This is a genomic window from Acinetobacter courvalinii (genome assembly GCF_014635545.1).
In the GTDB taxonomy this organism is placed as follows: Bacteria; Pseudomonadota; Gammaproteobacteria; order Pseudomonadales; family Moraxellaceae; genus Acinetobacter; species Acinetobacter courvalinii.
Genome location: NZ_BMDA01000001.1, coordinates 513,290 through 530,838 on the forward strand (window position 1 = coordinate 513,290; position 17,549 = coordinate 530,838).

Sequence of the window (17,549 nt, forward strand, 5' to 3'; positions counted from 1 at the left end):
CTGTGATATGTCCTTATCTCATCTCTCTTTTAAAAAGCGTATTATCTTTTATAAATCTTGCATTCAAATTGAAATGCAGGTGATTCAATCAGTACTGGCAGCAGATTCTGTGGATTTGAAAAATTTAAAATGACGGTTTTACAATCAACTAGTATGAATGGATAAAAAGACTTTATTTTTATTACTATTGTAATTATTTATTCACTATAGTAAATTAAATTCATGGTGAATGATTCATTCTAGAGGAATTCTTTGCCTAAATTTTAAGTTTATGTGAAGAGATATAAAATGTTAGATATTCGTATGTCGCGTCCGGATGAGGGTGCTGAGGTGATTGCAATCTGGAAAAGTTCTGTTGATGCAACTCACCAGTTTCTTAAGCCTGAAGATCGTCTTGAAATTGAGAAAGAGGTGGTTGGCTTTTTTTCAGAGACGCCTGTATGGGTTGCTGTAAATCCGGAAGATCAACCGCTGGGCTTTATGTTCTTGCATGAAGGGCATATGGAAGCATTATTCATTGCTGCCACAGCCCGTGGACAAGGCGTTGGAAAGTTTTTGGTATCTCATGCTTTAACGCTATATCCTAATCTTACCATTGATGTGAATGAGCAAAACCAGCAGGCGGTTGGATTTTATCAACATCTCGGTTTTCAGGTAACAGGACGCTCAGAACTTGATAGTCAAGGCCGAGCCTATCCATTATTACATCTTGCGATTAACTCCAAGGCTTAATACTATTTTTATTAAATCATAGCTACTGGGTTAGCTGATTAGGGGTGAAATCTGGTTTTGACCCTTCATTGCTAACTCTGTTTCTGGCCAAAACTCACCATATAAACACAAGGTTGTTGATTATCAGGATTGGTTAATTGGCAATCTGCAGGTTGAGTGAGTGCGATGCAATCTCCAGTTTCCAGATGAAAGCGTTGTGTATCAACTTGAATATCAAGTTGTCCGCTTAATATCCAAATGGTTTGTCCATTAAGATGCTGGTATGCGCTTGAAGGAATGCTGAATTGTCCTGCCGGTGGAACTTCGACTTTAATCATTTCCGGATTTGCGCCTGCGGGCGAGATTGACCAGCGGGTAAGTCCCAATTGTGTGTCTGTCCAATAGTGTTGTTGCGATTTTTTAGAGACCAATACATGTGTGTTTTGGCTGAGTTCAGCTTCTGCAAATAATTTGGATAGGGTAATGCCCAAGGCACTGGCCAAGCGGCTGAGAATGGCTGCACTTGGACTGGAAGCCCCGCGCTCAACCTTGCTGATCATGGCTTGGCTGACGCCTGAATATTGTGCTAATTCGGCAACAGTCCATCCCTTACTTTTTCTTTGCTTAAGTAGTAAACGAGCAATTTCATTATCAAGCATCTGACTGTCAGCTTTTTCAACCATGAGATGAACCTGCAATTTCGGACAGGCATATTATGCGACAGAAATGAGATGAATGTTGCATAAAATTGGTATAGAAACAAACGAGTACAATGAGTATTTTTTGTTTCTACAAAATCTGTTTTGATGCTGAACATAGGGCATTATGAGTTGGTATTGATATAGGGGATTTACCTTGTTATTGAGCCTTTTGTCTTGTCCACAGCCCTTAGATATTGAGTTATTGTAGGATAAAAAGTATGGTTTTCTCCTGAAAAAATCAGTAATAGATTCAGCATAACGATCTAGACTTATACTGTACTTGTTTTGATAAACAGTGAATGATGTGATGATGTTTTAATCCTATATTTATTCTAGCTTTTCAATTCTTTTAAGGCATATAACACCAGAGTTTATTATTTTCCTAGCTAAAGACTTTTTCATTTTTACAGAAATAAAATCTTATAATTAAATCAAATGAGGGTTTCTATAGCGGAGAGAGTGATATAAAAAATTCAGGTACTCTCCAAGTAAAAAGTTAAGAAACAAACGGCATTAATGGTATGCCGTTTAAAATGAAAAAGGATCAACAGCTTTGTCGGTCACTTTGAAATATTTTCAAAGTCAGGATTACATATGCGCACCACCATCAATGCGTAGTTCTGTACCTGTAATAAATTCACCATCATCTGAGGCTAACATGGCAATTGCACCCGCTACAGAATCAGGTGAACCATAACCACCTGGAATTGCTGGGGTATGTTTAGCGTATAAACTCAAATCGGCGCCTTCTGGTAGAGGAGATGTGTTGGTCATACCTGAAGCGATACCTCCGGGGACTACAGCTACAGCGCGTAAGCCCTGGCTTGCATATTCTGATGCAATAGCATGAGTAAAAGACTGAATTCCTCCCTTAGTCGCTGCATAAGCGGCAAAATAAGGATGGGCAAAACTTGCCGACGTGGAGCTAAAATTAACGACAACGCCTTTTCCTGATTTAAGAAGAGCGGGGAGCGCCTGTCGTGTAACCAGAAATGTGCTGGTGAGGTTAACTTTAATTAACGTGTTCCAAAGTTCTAAGCTGGTTTCTAAAAAGTGTGCACCCCTGAGTATTCCAGCGGCATTAACAAGGACTTCTAAACCACCAACTTGAGCTATGATATTGCCGACTTTCTCCTGAACCTGTTGTTCCTCTGCTAAATCAATGGTGAGAGTTAACAAACGTTCTGCATTACCATTATTTTCTGCCTGTTCGGTGGTTTTCTTTAGACCAGCCTCTGAAATATCCGCTGCAATGACGGTGCCACCCTCAGCAAGCAATCTTGCTACAGTGGCCTGACCAATCCCGGATCCTGCACCTGTAACCAAGATACGGCGCCCTTTAAATCTTTCCATAGTTCTATCTCTAGATTTATTTAAAAAAAGTAGTTTTATTAAAAAAACTACAGTTGGCATATAGAGTTTAATCACAAAGTGATGAATAAAAGTTTTTAGATTTTTACCTTAAAAATTCATTTTAAAATTTACTTTTATTTTGTAAGTTACCTTAAAGATAAAATTTTTTATGGTCAATATGATAACAACGAAATGTATTATAGGAATTATTATTAATAAATTTTATCGTGAATTTTTAAATACTATGTATTTGATTTTACTTGTGTATCTTAAATTTCAATATGATTTATTAAAATATAAGGATGCAAATAAAAACAATATTTATCTTTTTGGGATTTAATTTTTGATAATTTGGGTTTTATTTTTAATTTTATAGATATGTTTTTTAAATTTTTTATTGAAATAAATATTGAGGTCATAGATTGAGAATTTTTATTTAATTTTTTGTAGGTTTGTGCAGAGTAATTTTCAAAAAGTAACAAGAAAGTGGCCTTGTTACTTTTCAAATCATGAATTTGATTGGGGGCTAAAGCGTATTGGATTTAAGCTGGTGCTGTTTGATACCGGAAAAGATCTTTTGACAAGCGAAATAGAGCAATGCGGTAAAAAATAGCCCCATGATCCATGACAGATCTACACCACCTAATAACTCTGCAATTTTTCCTTGATAAATTTTGGTATGAATAAACGGAAGCTGAAACAGAATACCTGCAACATAGCAACCGATGCCGATCATATTCCAGCGACCATAGATACCATTGGGATCAAACAGGGCTGAAATTTCACATTTTTCTTTAGAAATGAAGTAGTAATCCACTAAGTTAATGGCGCTCCATGGAATAAAAAATGTGAGTAAGAAAAGAATAAAGGATTTAAAGGTATTGAGAAAAGATTGCTCACCTAAGATAGCAATAACGGTTGAAATCGCGACAATGCCTAGCACTGAAATCAAACGCTGTTTTTTAGTGATATTTATAGAACCTTTAAAACCGCTATAGATCGTGGCAATACACATGAAACAGCCGTATGAATTGAGTGTTGAGATCGTCAGTTTTCCGAAAGCAATACTGAAATAAAGTAAGGTAGCGATGGCACCAGCACTTCCTAGACCGATGACATAAGCGACTTCATTTCCAACAAAGTTCCCTTGAGCAATCTGGGCGATGAATACACCTAAGGTCATCGAAATTTGGGAACCGATAAACGAACCTAACGCCACCGCCCAGAATACTTTGGATGATGAGGTCTGTTTAGGTAAATAACGAGAATAATCTGCAACATAAGGTCCAAAGGCGATTTGCCATGAGGCTGAAAGAGAAACAGCAAGCAAAAATGTTGACCAGTTGAAATGTTTAACGGACATTAAGCTGCCAAGATCAACAATCAGCATCATTTTGACTAAGATAATCGAAAAAGTAACCATTCCTAAAATACTGGCAACTTTTCCAATCCAGTGAATGGCTTTATACCCCACTGTTGCCAGAACAATAATAATCGAGGCAAAAATAACAATTCCTGAAATATTGCTTATATTGAATAGTTTGGCGATGGCTTGTCCTGATAAAACTGTCCCGGTGGCGGTGAAGCCAATATACATGAGACTGACCAGAAAAATTGGAATACAGGCACCATATACCCCAAACTGAACCCGGCTTGAGATCATTTGTGGGAGACCAAGTTTTGGACCTTGCGCAGCATGTAAGGCCATGATCGAAGCACCGAATGCCTGTCCAATCATAAGACCAATAATTGACCAGGAAACGTCTCCACCTAGTACAACAGCCAAGGCGCCCGTAACGATTGCAGTGATTTGTAGATTCGCTCCAAACCACAGGGTAAATTGGCTGAATACACTGCCATGTCTTTCGTTTTCAGGAATAAAGTCTATAGAGCGATTTTCTATAAAACTATTTTGCTGTTGTTGATCAATATCATTGCTTTGTTGCATCGAAAGTTCCTTTTATTATTCAATATTTCCTATCAATCCTGGCATTGATCAGCGGCCAAACTGAGCATAGTGAAGCCACTTATACTCAATATGCCTCTTGCTGCTTTATTGTCTTATGTGTAAACATGAATACTCATGTATATACAACTTGGCTTTTTAAAATAACCTGATCACTAAAAAAAAAGCAATAGATTTAAAAGGGGAAAGCGATAATAATCTTTTAATGCACTGAATATAAAAGTATTTTATTAATTTGAAGGAGATAATAGAAATAAAAAACGATAAATCTGATGTATTTCAATATTGGTTTATGAATTGGATAAAATTTTATCCAATTCAATATTATATCTGAACAAAATAGGCCATGATTAGAAAATATTTATAACATGCTCCGTATTTCACTCGCTGTATTTTTTAATAAAGGTAGAATTTGTTTAGTAAGATAATCCTGTGTTACCTTGTTTTTTTGAGAAATACAGTTTAAGGCAGCAACATGTTTACCTGTGGAGTCGATGATAGGGACCGCAAGTGCAATAATTCCAAGTTCATGTTCATCGATTGATAAACAATAATCTTGCATAGAAATTTGCTTTAAAATATTTAAAAAAATAATTTCATCTGTATGGGTAAATGGAGTAAGACGTTTTAATCCATATTTTTTAAGCCATGTAAACTGTTGCTGTTTACTAAGAGCAGCCAATAATACTTTTCCTGTCGAGGTAGCATGAGCGGGTAGTCGATTACCCAGATGTACTCCGTAAGGACTGATTCTGAGATTCTCTTGCTGGGGTAAATAACTACGGGCAATCGGTACGATTTCATTATCATCCAGTACAACCACGGAAAATGTTAAAGTCGTTTGAGCAGACAGTAAATTGAGAATCGGTTGCGAAATTTTTGAAAGATGAGACGAATGAAGATAAGTGCTAGAAAAACGTAATACTTTGTGTGTTAACCAGTAAAAGTACTCATCTGTATCTAGATAGCCTAGAAATTTTAATGTTTTCAAATGTCTACGTGCTGCAGTTCTACTAATCTGGGTCTTTTCTGCAATTTGAGTAACATTTAATTTTTGCCGTTCAGTACTAAATGCTTCTAGCAGACTTAACCCTTTTGCTAAGGCATTAATATAGTCTTCTTCCTTTATAAACTCATGTGTATAAGTGTTCTCAATTAACTTGTCTTTCATTATAAAATTCCTTTTAAATATTTTGTCCGCCAGGCGGATGAAAGTATCATACAACGGTTTTTTTCTTATTCATGTTATAGCACCAACTAAATTTAAAAATTAGTTTATCCAGAAAGAAGTGGAGGCTAATTTATGGAAGGCTTAAATAAAAAAATGCAATTGTTGATTCAGCATCAGAAACTTTATCAATTAAAAAATTATTGTCAAAGGTTAGGAAAGAAGAAGTACTCTCCTGAGTTTTTTGTTTTTAGTCGCAGTTAAATTTATTGAAATAAATTTATCCGTCTAAAATATTATATTAAATCGCGTATTGATTGAAGAATAGAATCATTATTTTTAATAAAACTTAATTGTTTAAGTTGAAACATGGATGTATGTAAGATGTATTTAAAATATATAAAGATGGTTTTTATACTGATATTTTATAGTATTTCTGCGAAAGGGTTTGCAAAGGAGGATGCAGAGAGTCGATTAAGTTTTTCTGGCAATATTTCAGTTGCTTCGGCTTATATCAATCGAGGCATGACCAACTTTCCAGAAAATGAAGATGTCGCAATACAAAGCTTTCTTAAGTTGAACTATCAGAATTTTTATATTTCTTTTTTTAATAGCAAGCTTGGATATTCATTTAGTGAAATTCAGAAAGATGAGTATTTGTATCGACAGGCTGAAACCCAGATTAATCCAGCTCTTCCTGCTGAAGAATATGAACAGGCTTTATACCAAGCGTATAGGCACCTGTCGCAGAATGCAAAGAAAGTATCGAATTTTAGCTACTATGAAAATGATTTTTTCATAGGCTACGAAAATAGTTATGCAAAGTTAGATTATGACGTAAATCTAAAATATTTATATTATCCAGAATCTGATCATACGGGTGGTTTAGAGGCAGGCCTTTTTCTAAAGTATCCTATTCGGAAGGATAAAGATCGTGTTGGAATCAGCTTTGAGACCTATTTGAATGATGTTTATTTTATGAATAAAGGTGACACCTATATTGAGTTGAATTACGCCACTCTAATATATCCTGGCTACTATTTTAATCTTTATGCTGGTTTTTCATACTTTGAAAAAAACGGTACCTATGTAAAAAATTCGACAGAAGATTTTGTTTTTAGACATACCACATTTGAATTTTCGCATGCCTTTGATCAGAAAGAGCAGGCCATAGGATGGATGCAATATATTGTGGGTGGAAAAGACCGCTTTAGTGAACGTCAGAAAAATCTGCTGGTTGCAGGCTTAAGTTATAACTTTTAATTAAATTTTAAATAGTAAGATCGTTTTTGGAGTAAAACATGAAATTTAAAAATGGATTTTTGGCATTGAGTCTGAGCTTGATCATACCCAATATGGCATGGGCAAATCATCAGGTGGGAAGTATTTATATAAATGGAAAAATTTATACAGCACAAGATAATAAACCTTTACAACAGGCCATAGCAATAGCCACAGATGGTACCATCGTCCGCGTAGGGAGTAATGCCGAGATTAAAAAAATTGCGGATAAAAATACTCAAGTTTATGATTTAAAAAATAAAGTAATGATGCCTGGGCTAGTGGATAGTCATATTCATGCTCTAGCTTCTGGTGTGGAAATGGTTTTAGCGACCATGGATGAAGCACAGGTTGATATTGCGAAGGTCGAAAACAAGCTCAGACAGTCTAAACTGGATGGTACTGGGGTTGCAGGAGATGTGCTGTTTTTAAATGGATTATCATCCGAATATTGGGAATTGAGCCAACAGTTATCCGACGTATTTAACCAGAATGAATGGAAAACCCAGCCGCTGGTATTGATTGGAAGCGATCATCATACTGCCTGGGCAAATCAGGCAATGTTGAAAAGAGCAAATATTGATACCAATTATATTAAAAAGCTTAGCCCTGAAAATCAGCAAACCATTGCTCATGATGAAAAATTTCAGCCGACGGGCTTTTTAGTGGATTTTGGTTGGGACGCGGTTAGTGAGAAAATTCCTTCTGTATCACATGACTTGCTTTATAAAGGTTCTAAAGAAGCAGTGAAATACTATAATAGTTTAGGTATTACGGCATGGATGGATATTGCGGCCAATGCAGAGCCGAATAAAGGTATTTCTAATATACAAAATACCCCAACTACACTGGGCATGATTCCCATGTATAAAGAATTATCGCAGAGAGGACAATTAACCGCACGTGTGTCGGGACTACATGTCGTTAATCCAAAGAGTACAGTACAGGTATTTGATGTAATTGAATCTATTAACAACCAGTATCAAAACATTGAAAACTTTAATCTGGTCGGTATCAAGATATTCGCTGATGGTGTACTAGAATATCCAGCACAATCTGCTGCTTTACTGGGACAATACACAAACAGCAAAAAGAGTGGACAATTACTGTTTGATCCGGTTGCTTTTAAAACCATTATTGATGAGGCAGACAAGCGGGACATGCTAGTTCATATTCATGCAGTGGGCGACAAAGCTGTACATGAATCATTAAATGCGTTTGAATATACCCGTTCCAAAAGACATAGTCAGGTTCCTCATAGTATTACCCATCTGCAACTGGTGGACACTCAAGACTATAAGCGTTTCAAACAAAATAATGTAATTGCCTCCATGCAACTGGCATGGGCCTATGAAGATAGCTTTAATAAAGAATTGGTCAAACCCTATATCAGTGCTGTCTCTTATCGAGGTATGTATCCTGCTCATTCTTTGCTGAAGCATGGGGCAATTATTGCTGGCGCCAGCGATGCTCCAGTTTCAACCCCAAATCCTTTTATTGCCATGGCCACAGCAATTACCCGAAAAGGATTAGATGGAGATCGTCTCAATCCTGCAGAGGCAATTGATCGTGATTCTGTCTTTAAAGCTTATACCATTCATTCGGCTAAAGCTTTATATCTGGATAAAAGCATAGGATCACTTGAGCCTGGTAAAAAGGCAGATATGATCGTGCTGGATCGAGATATTTTTAAAGTTTCACCTGAACAACTGGCTGAAACCAAAGTGCTGTGGACTATTTTTGATGGAATACGGGTCTATCAGCGGTAAGAGGTAGACAGATTTTACTTAAGATGGGCTGAGAAGATCATCAGCTCATTTTACCAATCTGAGCAAAGGGTTAGCACAATTTTCCAACCTTATCTTAATATTATCCCTTAAAAATGCAGAACTGTACTTTTTCACTCACTGATCAGGCTTAATTTTATATCTTTAAAATGTTATTGCCTTATTTTAGCTAAATGCTTTTACGCTGACCACTCTAATTTAGCAACGTCTTAAAAACCTTGTTATTGAGACTGAATGTGGTTGCTGCTTTGTCGGTGGTATTGATCAGACTCAAAATTTCTATTTAATCATCCAGCAGGATAGCACTTATTCCACGCTTGACGCTACCAGATAGATTGGTAAAGCTGAACAGGATGCTCATATGTTGATGATTAATTTTTCTGAATGCTCATCAGATGATGATTCTCCAGCAATTGTGATGAAGAGAAGCTATTGTTCTAGGGGAGGCGATCATTTCAATACCTGTGTTAGAGACAATAATAACAAAAAAAGATTCAATCAGGGGAATGCTCCAACGCTTTACATCTTTATCCATAAACCAGCTACAGAGTTTTCACATTGTCACTGTCAATGAATAAATTGCTAAAAAACAGCTCATTTTTTGCTTAATTTTAAATTTTGTATGGCAATTAGTTTTTGAATAATAGAGTTATTAATCTGAATATGCATCTGGTGATGCTATTTAACTTTGGTTTCAGGTTGATGAAAGTGGTCAAAAAAAGACTTGCATAATGAAAGTCAGCTCAGCCGAAAATTGGTCTGGCTAGGGAAAATTTAATAATTAAGGAATAAGAAATGTTGCTATTGTGCATGGTTCAGCAAGGACAGCGTCATTGGGATGAGGTGATTCGAGGAAATTATCAAGATCGTTCTCAAAATAAGGACCCAATCGCATGATGATTATCCGTTATATTGAGCAGAAAGATATTCATGATCTTTACCGCTTAGCACAAAAAGCAGGTTTTGGTTTAACTTCCTTACAGCCTGATATGGAAATGCTGGCTGCCCGTATTGATCGGGCGGTTAAAACGGTACAGGGCAAATTAGATAAATCGGAGCAGGGCTATTTATTTGTACTGGAAGATACCGAACTGGATAAAGTGGTCGGTGTTTGTGGTATTGAGGTGGCACTTGGTTTAAAAGAACCTTGGTATAATTTCCATGTCGGGACACAAGTTCATTCCTCCGAGCCTTTGAATGTGTATAAAGCGCTGCCGACCTTGTATCTCAGTAATAACCATACCAACTGTAGTGAGCTGTGTACTTTATTCCTCGATCCTGATTATCGCTTAAATAAAAATGGCAAATTTCTGTCCAAAGTCCGTTTTTTATTTCTATCCGCCTTTAGACAATATTTTGAAGAAACCATTGTTGCCGAAATGCGTGGTTTTTCGGATGAAAATGGGCGTTCACCCTTTTGGGATGCAGTCGGTCATAGATTCTTTGATATGGACTTTACCAAAGCGGACTATCTCAGTGGGACTGGCAAAAAAGCATTTATTGCAGAATTGATGCCGCGTCATCCACTTTATGTCGATATGCTGCCTGATGAAGCCAAAGCCGTGATTGGTGCCGTGCATCCGAATACTGTCCCTGCGTATAACCTCCTAATTGAAGAAGGGCTGCGTTATAAGGGTTATGTCGATATCTTTGATGGGGGCGCAACCTTACAGGCTGATATCGAAAATTTAAGGGCGATTAAGGACAGTCATGTGGTGCAGGTACAGGTTGAGCCATCTGATGCGGTTTCGGGAGATGATGAGCCGTATATCGTTGCCAATGATGATTATGACAATTATCGCGCAATCCTGATTTATAACCCTCCACATCATGGTCTGGTGAAATTGACCGAAGAGCAGGCCCGTCAGCTGCATGTCAAAAATAGTGACTCGGTTCGGGTATTAAATATCAATGTTCATCATAAACATTAAAGAATGACTTTTCGCATATTGCAGCATCTTTAAGCGTGAATTTTATTTGATTTGTATTGTATTTTTTATGAGCTTAATCTGCAGATGTGAAATTTTAAGTTCTGGACAGTAAAGGGTTATAACGATTTTTTACATAAAAAATCTCCTTATAATTAAATATATTTCACGTTTAATTGCTTGTAAATTGAGCAGGAAGATGTGCGTTCACCTTCAAGTGACAAGGGAATAGGATATGATGCTTGCGCCTAAAGGACTTTTGGCGAATAACGATAGATTTTAGTGCACTGATAACACATACATGGAAAAGGATGATTGGTGAGGTGAGTACGACTTAATACATTCATTTTAAAATAATTTTATTGAACGAAATGGAATTTTTATATTAAAGCAGTTTAAAAATATTATATTTTTATCAAGTGCTTATAACGGTTGTTGTAAGTTGGAGTAAGGATTACATGAGTCAAAATAAAGAAAAGCAACTTCAGGATGAAGACCTGCCAGGGAACCCGCAGGATGAGGAAAAGTTACAGCGTTCTTTGACCAATCGTCATATTCAAATGATTGCGATTGGTGGTGCAATTGGTACTGGTTTATTTATGGGTTCTGGCAAAACCTTAAGTGTTTCGGGTACTTCCATTGTTTTAACTTATTTAATTATCGGCTTTTTCTTTTTCTTTGTAATGCGGGCAATGGGTGAACTATTGCTGGCCAATACCAATTTTAAAACCTTTGCCGACTTTGCAACCGCTTATATCGGTCCTTGGGCTGGCTTTTTCCTGGGCTGGTCGTATTGGGGCAACTGGATTATTACCGCCATTGCAGATGTGATCGTGATTGGGGGGTATATGCAGTTCTGGTACCCCGATGTGCCGGTCTGGATTCCTGCATTTACCTCACTGGCGATTTTGACGATTTTGAACTTTGTCGCGGTTCGAATGTTTGGTGAGCTGGAGTTCTGGTTCTCTCTCATTAAGGTTTCTGCCATTATCCTGTTTATCCTTGCAGGGATATATCTGATTAGTACAGGCTTTACTTCTCCAAGTGGTGTTAAAGCATCGATGAGTCATGTATTTGAAACTGAATCGATGTTTCCGTATGGCCTCACTGGCTTTTTGGCTGGCTTCCAGATCGCAATCTTCGCCTTTGTTGGGATTGAGCTGGTCGGCACTACAGCCGCTGAAACCAAAGATCCGCATAAATCACTGCCTAAAGCCATTAACTCTATTCCGTTTCGTATCCTGTTGTTTTATGTCGGCGCATTGGTCTGTATTATTGCGGTCACTTCTTGGGCAAAAATTTCACCAGAAAAAAGTCCATTTGTTGAGATGTTCTCTTTGATTGGCTTACCGATTGCGGCGGGTCTGGTCAATTTTGTGGTGGCAACTTCGGCACTTTCTTCTGCCAATAGCGGTATTTTTGCGACCAGTCGTATGCTCTATGGTTTGTCTTTGGACAATGATGCACCTAAAAGCTTTAGTAAGTTATCGAAAAGAAAAGTGCCGATTCGCGGTTTGGTTTTCTCTATGGCTTGCGTCACCATTGGTACTTCAATTTTATTTATTGTACCGAATGTCATGACAGCGTTTACCATCATTTCAGCGCTGACTTCGATCTTATGTGTCTTTACCTTTATACTGATTATTCTTTCTTATATTTGCTATCGTAAGAAGTTTCCTGAGTTGCATCAGCAATCTAAGTTTAAAATGCCGGGTGGCCTGTTTATGGCTTGGTTTACCATGTCATTTTTAGTGTTTACCATCGTTATTCTGGCCTTGGATCATGATACCTTGATCGCCTTGGCAGTTTCACCCATCTGGTTTTTGGGTCTGTTTATTGCCTATCGTCGTAAAAAGAAAAAGATGTTGGAGCTGGATCTGCTAAAAGCCAGACCTATGGACTATGTTTGAGCAGGGTTGCGCAGTTGCGATAAAATCTGACCCCGTTTAAAAACAAAAAAGCAGAGCCGAGGCTCTGCTTTTTATGACATCCATTTTTTAGATTTTGCTGATCAAATCGTTGATCTGTTTTGCTTGTTCAGCTGCATTACCTGTGTAGGTTGCAGGCGTAAGCTCAGCAAGGCGAGTACGTTCATCTTCTGGAACTTGAGCAAGTTCATCACCTTTCACGAAGTTGACCATCATGTCACGTGTCATGGCTTGACCACGAGTCAGGGCTTTTAATTTCTCGTATGGCTTTTCAACGTTATAACGGCGCATCACGGTTTGAATCGGTTCTGCAAGAACTTCTTGTGCCTGGTCTAAATCTTCATTTAAACGTGCAGCATTGAGTTCAAGTTTACCTACACCTTTTAAGCAAGCATCAAAAGCAATCAAGCTTTGTGCAAAACCAACACCCATATTACGTAATACAGTTGAGTCGGTTAAGTCGCGCTGCCAGCGAGAAACAGGAAGCTTTTCACCAAGATGACCTAATACTGCATTGGCAATACCCAAGTTACCTTCAGAGTTTTCAAAGTCAATTGGGTTGACTTTATGTGGCATGGTTGAAGAACCTACTTCGCCATCTTTTAGCTTTTGTTTGAAGTAACCGAGAGAGATATAACCCCAAACGTCACGGTTAAAGTCGATCAGAATCGTATTAAAGCGACGTAATGCATCAAACAATTCAGCCATGTAGTCATGTGGCTCGATTTGCGTGGTGTATGGGTTAAATGCCAAGCCTAAAGACTCAACAAATGCTTGTGCATGCGCAGCCCAGTCAATTTCAGGGTAAGCAGAGAGGTGAGCGTTATAGTTGCCGACTGCACCATTGATTTTGCCAAGTAACTCAACATTTTCAAATTGCTTGATTTGACGTGCTAAACGGTAAGCAACGTTTGCCATTTCTTTACCCAAGGTGGTTGGGCTTGCTGTTTGACCGTGTGTACGAGACAACATTGGTTGTTCAGCATGGGTGGTTGCCAAAGCCGAGATTGAAGTAAGAAGCTGCTTCATGCTTGCCACGAGAACTTCACGGCCATTTTTCAACATTAATGCATGAGACAGGTTATTGATGTCTTCTGATGTGCAAGCAAAGTGAATAAACTCGCCTGCATTTTTTAGTTCATCAATGTTGGCAATTTTTTCTTTAAGGAAATATTCAACTGCTTTTACATCATGGTTGGTAGTGCGTTCGATTTCTTTAATGCGGTTTGCATCTTCTTCAGAGAAGTTGCTAACAATCGCATCGAGTGCGGCATTGGTTTCATTTGAAAATGGCGCAACTTCGATGATTTCTGCACGATTCGCAAGTGCTTGTAACCAACGCACTTCAACCGTGACACGAGCGTGGATTAAACCAAACTCAGACAAAAAAGGGCGTAGGGCATCGCATTTGCTAGCGTAACGTCCATCAAGTGGCGAGAGTGCGGTTAAAGCATTCATACAGATTCCTTAATTTTGGAATAAACATAAAAATAAAATCGTTGGCATATCGGCTATACCACCTGATACTGCAAACGAGCGAGAGCTTGAATATCTTGCAATAACTTGCGTTTACTAAAGATCATACTCCACGAGCTGCCGCCGGACTGTTTCCATAAATGGGCCAGCTGCAAGCCTGTAAACAGGCAAGCTCGAATACGGTTAGTATGATTAATATCTTTAAAGGCTTCCGCATTACCACGGACTAAAATGCGCGGATTAATTTGGCCCGCAGTTTCAACATAGGTTTGTGCGAGATTAGCAATAATGCTGGGATGCAAATAATTATTATCAAAAAAGGAGAGTTGTTTTAGGATTTTCTGTTGGGCTGTTTCAATGATTTTAACGTATTCAGGATTACCGTAGACTTTCTTTTCCAGCTGCAATAAGGCCATTGCATAGGACATTGGAAGTTTAGCGGTCGACATTTTGGGAACACGGGATTTGGGTGCCGTATTAAAGGGCTGGGTAATGCAGCCTTCCAGTGTTTTTAAGCCAAGAGAAATATCGGCCAGCTGATTAAAGAAATCGAGGGTTTGCGTGGCATTATTGGCCGTCGGGCGAATATTCAAACTGGCCTTGATGAGCAGTTCGAAATAAAAGTTACCACTATCGCCAATACTTTGCTGTCCAGCCATCGCCGTCATATGCGTCAGCTGGGTTGCCTGAAAGACTGCTGCCAATGCCAAAGCACGGTTTTGTCTGACATTCAACGCTTGCGTGTGCTGAAAGGGTAACTCGACCATGCTTCGCTTCCAATTTCCTTAAATAAAATCCGGTTCAGGTGCATTGGTATGGTGAATCACACCACCGCCTAAGCAAGCCTCTCCTGAGTAGAACACCACACTTTGCCCTGGTGTTACAGCGCGTTGCGGTTCATCAAATTCAACACGCACACCATTTTCAGTGTGTTCATCGCGGTAAATTGTACATGCCTGATCAGGTTGACGATAACGGGTTTTTGCTGTGCAACGGAAACCGGTACTCGGGATGTCCTGTTCGCCAGCCACCCAGTCAATCGTTTCGCTCCAAAGCTGTGTGCTTTGCATCAACGGATGTTCATGTCCTTGTCCAATCACCAGTCGGTTATTGGCAATATCTTTATGGAGTACGAACCATGCACCTTCTTGTACACCTTTCATCCCACCGATACCGATACCACCACGTTGACCCAGCGTATAGTACATCAAGCCGTGATGTTCACCAACTTCTTTACCTGATTCCAAAACAATTTTTCCGGCTTGCGCAGGTAAATACTGTTTTAAGAAATCGGTAAAACGACGTTCGCCAATAAAACAGATACCTGTTGAGTCTTTTTTCTTCGCAGTCGCGAGATTCAGTTGTTCTGCGATACGACGAACTTCCGGTTTTTCGATTTCACCGACAGGGAATAGCGTCTTGTTAATTTCACGACCATGCACCGCATGTAAGAAATAGGTCTGGTCTTTATTGTTATCGACACCACGAAGTAAGGGGGCGTAAGTTTCGCCACGAGAGTTTTGCATGCTTGCGCCACGGCGTGCATAGTGACCTGTTGCAATGAAATCTGCACCTAGGGTCATGGCATGGTCGAGGAACGCACGGAATTTAATTTCTTTATTACACAGAATATCCGGATTAGGGGTACGACCTGCAGCATATTCAGCCAGAAAATGCTCAAAGACACGATCCCAATATTCCATGGCAAAGTTGGCCGTATGTAGTTTGATGCCGATTTTATCTGCAACGGCCTGAGCATCTGCCAGATCTTCAAGTGCTGTGCAGTATTCCGTACCATCATCTTCTTCCCAGTTTTTCATGAAAAGACCTTCAACCTGATATCCTTGTTGAAGTAACAGTGCGGCAGAAACAGAGGAGTCTACACCACCAGACATACCGACGATGACACGTTGTTGCATCTAATTAAGCGTCCAAATGAGAAGTTAATGAGGGAGAGAAAGGGTGCTCATAAATAAGCGATAAAGGATATTTCTTGCCAGCAAGGGCATCTTCAACAGCTTTTAAAACCAGTGGACTGCGCGCACGTGCTGATTCTTGTAGCTCATCCAGATTCATCCAGACTGCAGCAACAATACCTGTATCCAGTTGTGCATTTTCTTCAACTGACGTCACATGCGCCAGGAAACAAAAACGGTAGTAGGTACGATCTGGAAACATCGGCGGGGTATAAGTATAGATCCCAAGCAGATGATCGATTTCAACGTGATGGCCTGTTTCTTCCAGTGTCTCACGGATCGCTGCCTGCACAATGGTTTCACCACATTCAACATGACCTGCAGGTTGATTAAACACGGTATGTACAAAGCCTTCACTGTGCTCTTCAACAAACAGAAAACGTCCGTCTTTTTCGACTACAGTGGCGACTGTGACATGAGGTGTCCAAGCGGTCATAGAAAGCACCATGGTTTTAAAAAATGTATTCTACAAAATTTGAGACGCGGTGGCTATCCTATTATGTCTTGTCACGATCTTTAATATGTTGCTTGGTGTCTTCAGGAATTATACTGGAATATAGAAACTCTAATTCTTTCGGTTTGGTAATCGTTTCATTTGCAATAAAATTAAGGATATGAAAAAGCTTTATGGCTATTTCATTATCGTCATTCAGATCAATCTGACCTGGATGAACCGCATTATTTCCAACCACTCTTAGTAAATCTAATGCTTGTTGGATTTTTGGACTTAAACCTTCAGCAACTAACTCTTTTATATCATTATTAATATTTTTTCCTGATTTTCCTAATTGTTTTAATAAAAGTTGTAGTGCTAATCTTAAAAGCGCTGTTGCACCTTTAGGTGATTCCATAATAATTGATGAAGCCTCATTATATAGATTTTGAATTTCTTCACTCATATCTTGATTAGGCGGTTCGATGACGATTTGCTTGGGGTAAACTAGCTTTTCTTCTACCCAAATAGAGATATCGGAACATGTCAAACAGGTAGATAGTGAAAATTTAGATGGGATGAAATTAGGTAATTTTTTCTCATTCTCTTTATAAAAACGATTTAGAAAATTGACAATAGCATCTTGATAATAATCTTTAATACCAGATCTATAGTCTAGAAAAGTATTATTTAATATCTCTTCTACAGCAGTGGTTGCATTTTGCTTATCAAACCAATTCTGTTGAGAAACTACTTTACAATGTGGGCATTGAAAATTGCTTTTACCAAGTCTTGGTGTATGATCCACAAGTATCTCCAATTTTTATAATATGATGATTTC

At 38.6% G+C, this 17,549-nt stretch carries 14 protein-coding genes; 5 read left to right on the plus strand and 9 right to left on the minus strand.

What is annotated here, in order from left to right; all coding sequences use genetic code 11:
• Nucleotides 1–288 precede the first annotated feature (288 nt).
• Nucleotides 289–732, plus strand: coding sequence for an acetyltransferase (locus IEV39_RS02300; RefSeq protein WP_005287319.1), 444 nt, complete (start codon nt 289–291; stop codon nt 730–732).
• Nucleotides 733–803: 71 nt separating this feature from the next.
• On the opposite strand, the gene IEV39_RS02305 is transcribed toward IEV39_RS02300, so the two are convergent.
• The 4 genes from IEV39_RS02305 to IEV39_RS02320 form a co-directional block, all read right to left on the minus strand.
• Entirely contained in the window at nt 804–1,394 is a 591-nt protein-coding gene (locus IEV39_RS02305; RefSeq protein ID WP_005287316.1) for a helix-turn-helix domain-containing protein, read from the minus strand.
• 606 nt (nt 1,395–2,000) lie between these two features.
• Nucleotides 2,001–2,825 (minus strand): SDR family NAD(P)-dependent oxidoreductase, encoded by an 825-nt coding sequence (locus tag IEV39_RS02310; RefSeq protein ID WP_212749903.1) that lies wholly within the window; start codon nt 2,823–2,825, stop codon nt 2,001–2,003.
• A gap of 466 nt (nt 2,826–3,291) precedes the next feature.
• Nucleotides 3,292–4,713: a purine-cytosine permease family protein gene (locus IEV39_RS02315; RefSeq protein WP_005287309.1), complete on the minus strand. Its 1,422-nt coding sequence runs from the start codon at nt 4,711–4,713 to the stop codon at nt 3,292–3,294.
• Between the two features lie 379 nt (nt 4,714–5,092).
• Nucleotides 5,093–5,902, minus strand: a complete 810-nt coding sequence (locus IEV39_RS02320; protein ID WP_005287306.1) for an IclR family transcriptional regulator domain-containing protein — start codon at nt 5,900–5,902, stop codon at nt 5,093–5,095.
• 381 nt (nt 5,903–6,283) lie between these two features.
• Between IEV39_RS02320 and IEV39_RS02325 the strand changes: the two genes are divergently transcribed.
• The 4 genes from IEV39_RS02325 to IEV39_RS02340 all read left to right on the plus strand — a co-directional run bounded on the left by IEV39_RS02325 (nt 6,284) and on the right by IEV39_RS02340 (nt 12,805).
• A complete protein-coding gene (locus IEV39_RS02325; RefSeq protein ID WP_005287300.1) occupies nt 6,284–7,162 on the plus strand; it encodes a hypothetical protein in 879 nt (292 codons plus the stop codon).
• A 38-nt stretch (nt 7,163–7,200) separates the two neighbouring features.
• Complete coding sequence (locus IEV39_RS02330; protein WP_005287297.1) at nt 7,201–8,949, plus strand: amidohydrolase; 1,749 nt, start codon at nt 7,201–7,203, stop codon at nt 8,947–8,949.
• Nucleotides 8,950–9,860: 911 nt separating this feature from the next.
• Nucleotides 9,861–10,898 (plus strand): arginine N-succinyltransferase, encoded by a 1,038-nt coding sequence (astA, locus tag IEV39_RS02335; protein ID WP_005287293.1) that lies wholly within the window; start codon nt 9,861–9,863, stop codon nt 10,896–10,898.
• A 455-nt stretch (nt 10,899–11,353) separates the two neighbouring features.
• Nucleotides 11,354–12,805: an amino acid permease gene (locus tag IEV39_RS02340; protein WP_005287290.1), complete on the plus strand. Its 1,452-nt coding sequence runs from the start codon at nt 11,354–11,356 to the stop codon at nt 12,803–12,805.
• 87 nt (nt 12,806–12,892) lie between these two features.
• Here IEV39_RS02340 and purB read toward each other — a convergent pair whose 3' ends face one another.
• From purB to IEV39_RS02365, 5 genes are all read right to left on the minus strand, one after another.
• Nucleotides 12,893–14,281, minus strand: a complete 1,389-nt coding sequence (gene purB, locus IEV39_RS02345) for an adenylosuccinate lyase (RefSeq protein ID WP_005287287.1) — start codon at nt 14,279–14,281, stop codon at nt 12,893–12,895.
• A 53-nt stretch (nt 14,282–14,334) separates the two neighbouring features.
• A complete protein-coding gene (hflD, locus tag IEV39_RS02350) occupies nt 14,335–15,066 on the minus strand; it encodes a high frequency lysogenization protein HflD (protein WP_005231407.1) in 732 nt (243 codons plus the stop codon).
• Nucleotides 15,067–15,084: 18 nt separating this feature from the next.
• On the minus strand, nt 15,085–16,218 hold the full coding sequence (gene mnmA / locus IEV39_RS02355; RefSeq protein WP_005287285.1) for a tRNA 2-thiouridine(34) synthase MnmA: 1,134 nt from the start codon (nt 16,216–16,218) through the stop codon (nt 15,085–15,087).
• A gap of 4 nt (nt 16,219–16,222) precedes the next feature.
• Nucleotides 16,223–16,711, minus strand: coding sequence for an NUDIX hydrolase (locus tag IEV39_RS02360; RefSeq protein ID WP_005243020.1), 489 nt, complete (start codon nt 16,709–16,711; stop codon nt 16,223–16,225).
• 61 nt (nt 16,712–16,772) lie between these two features.
• Nucleotides 16,773–17,516, minus strand: a complete 744-nt coding sequence (locus tag IEV39_RS02365; RefSeq protein WP_005287282.1) for a DUF4145 domain-containing protein — start codon at nt 17,514–17,516, stop codon at nt 16,773–16,775.
• Nucleotides 17,517–17,549 lie beyond the last annotated feature (33 nt).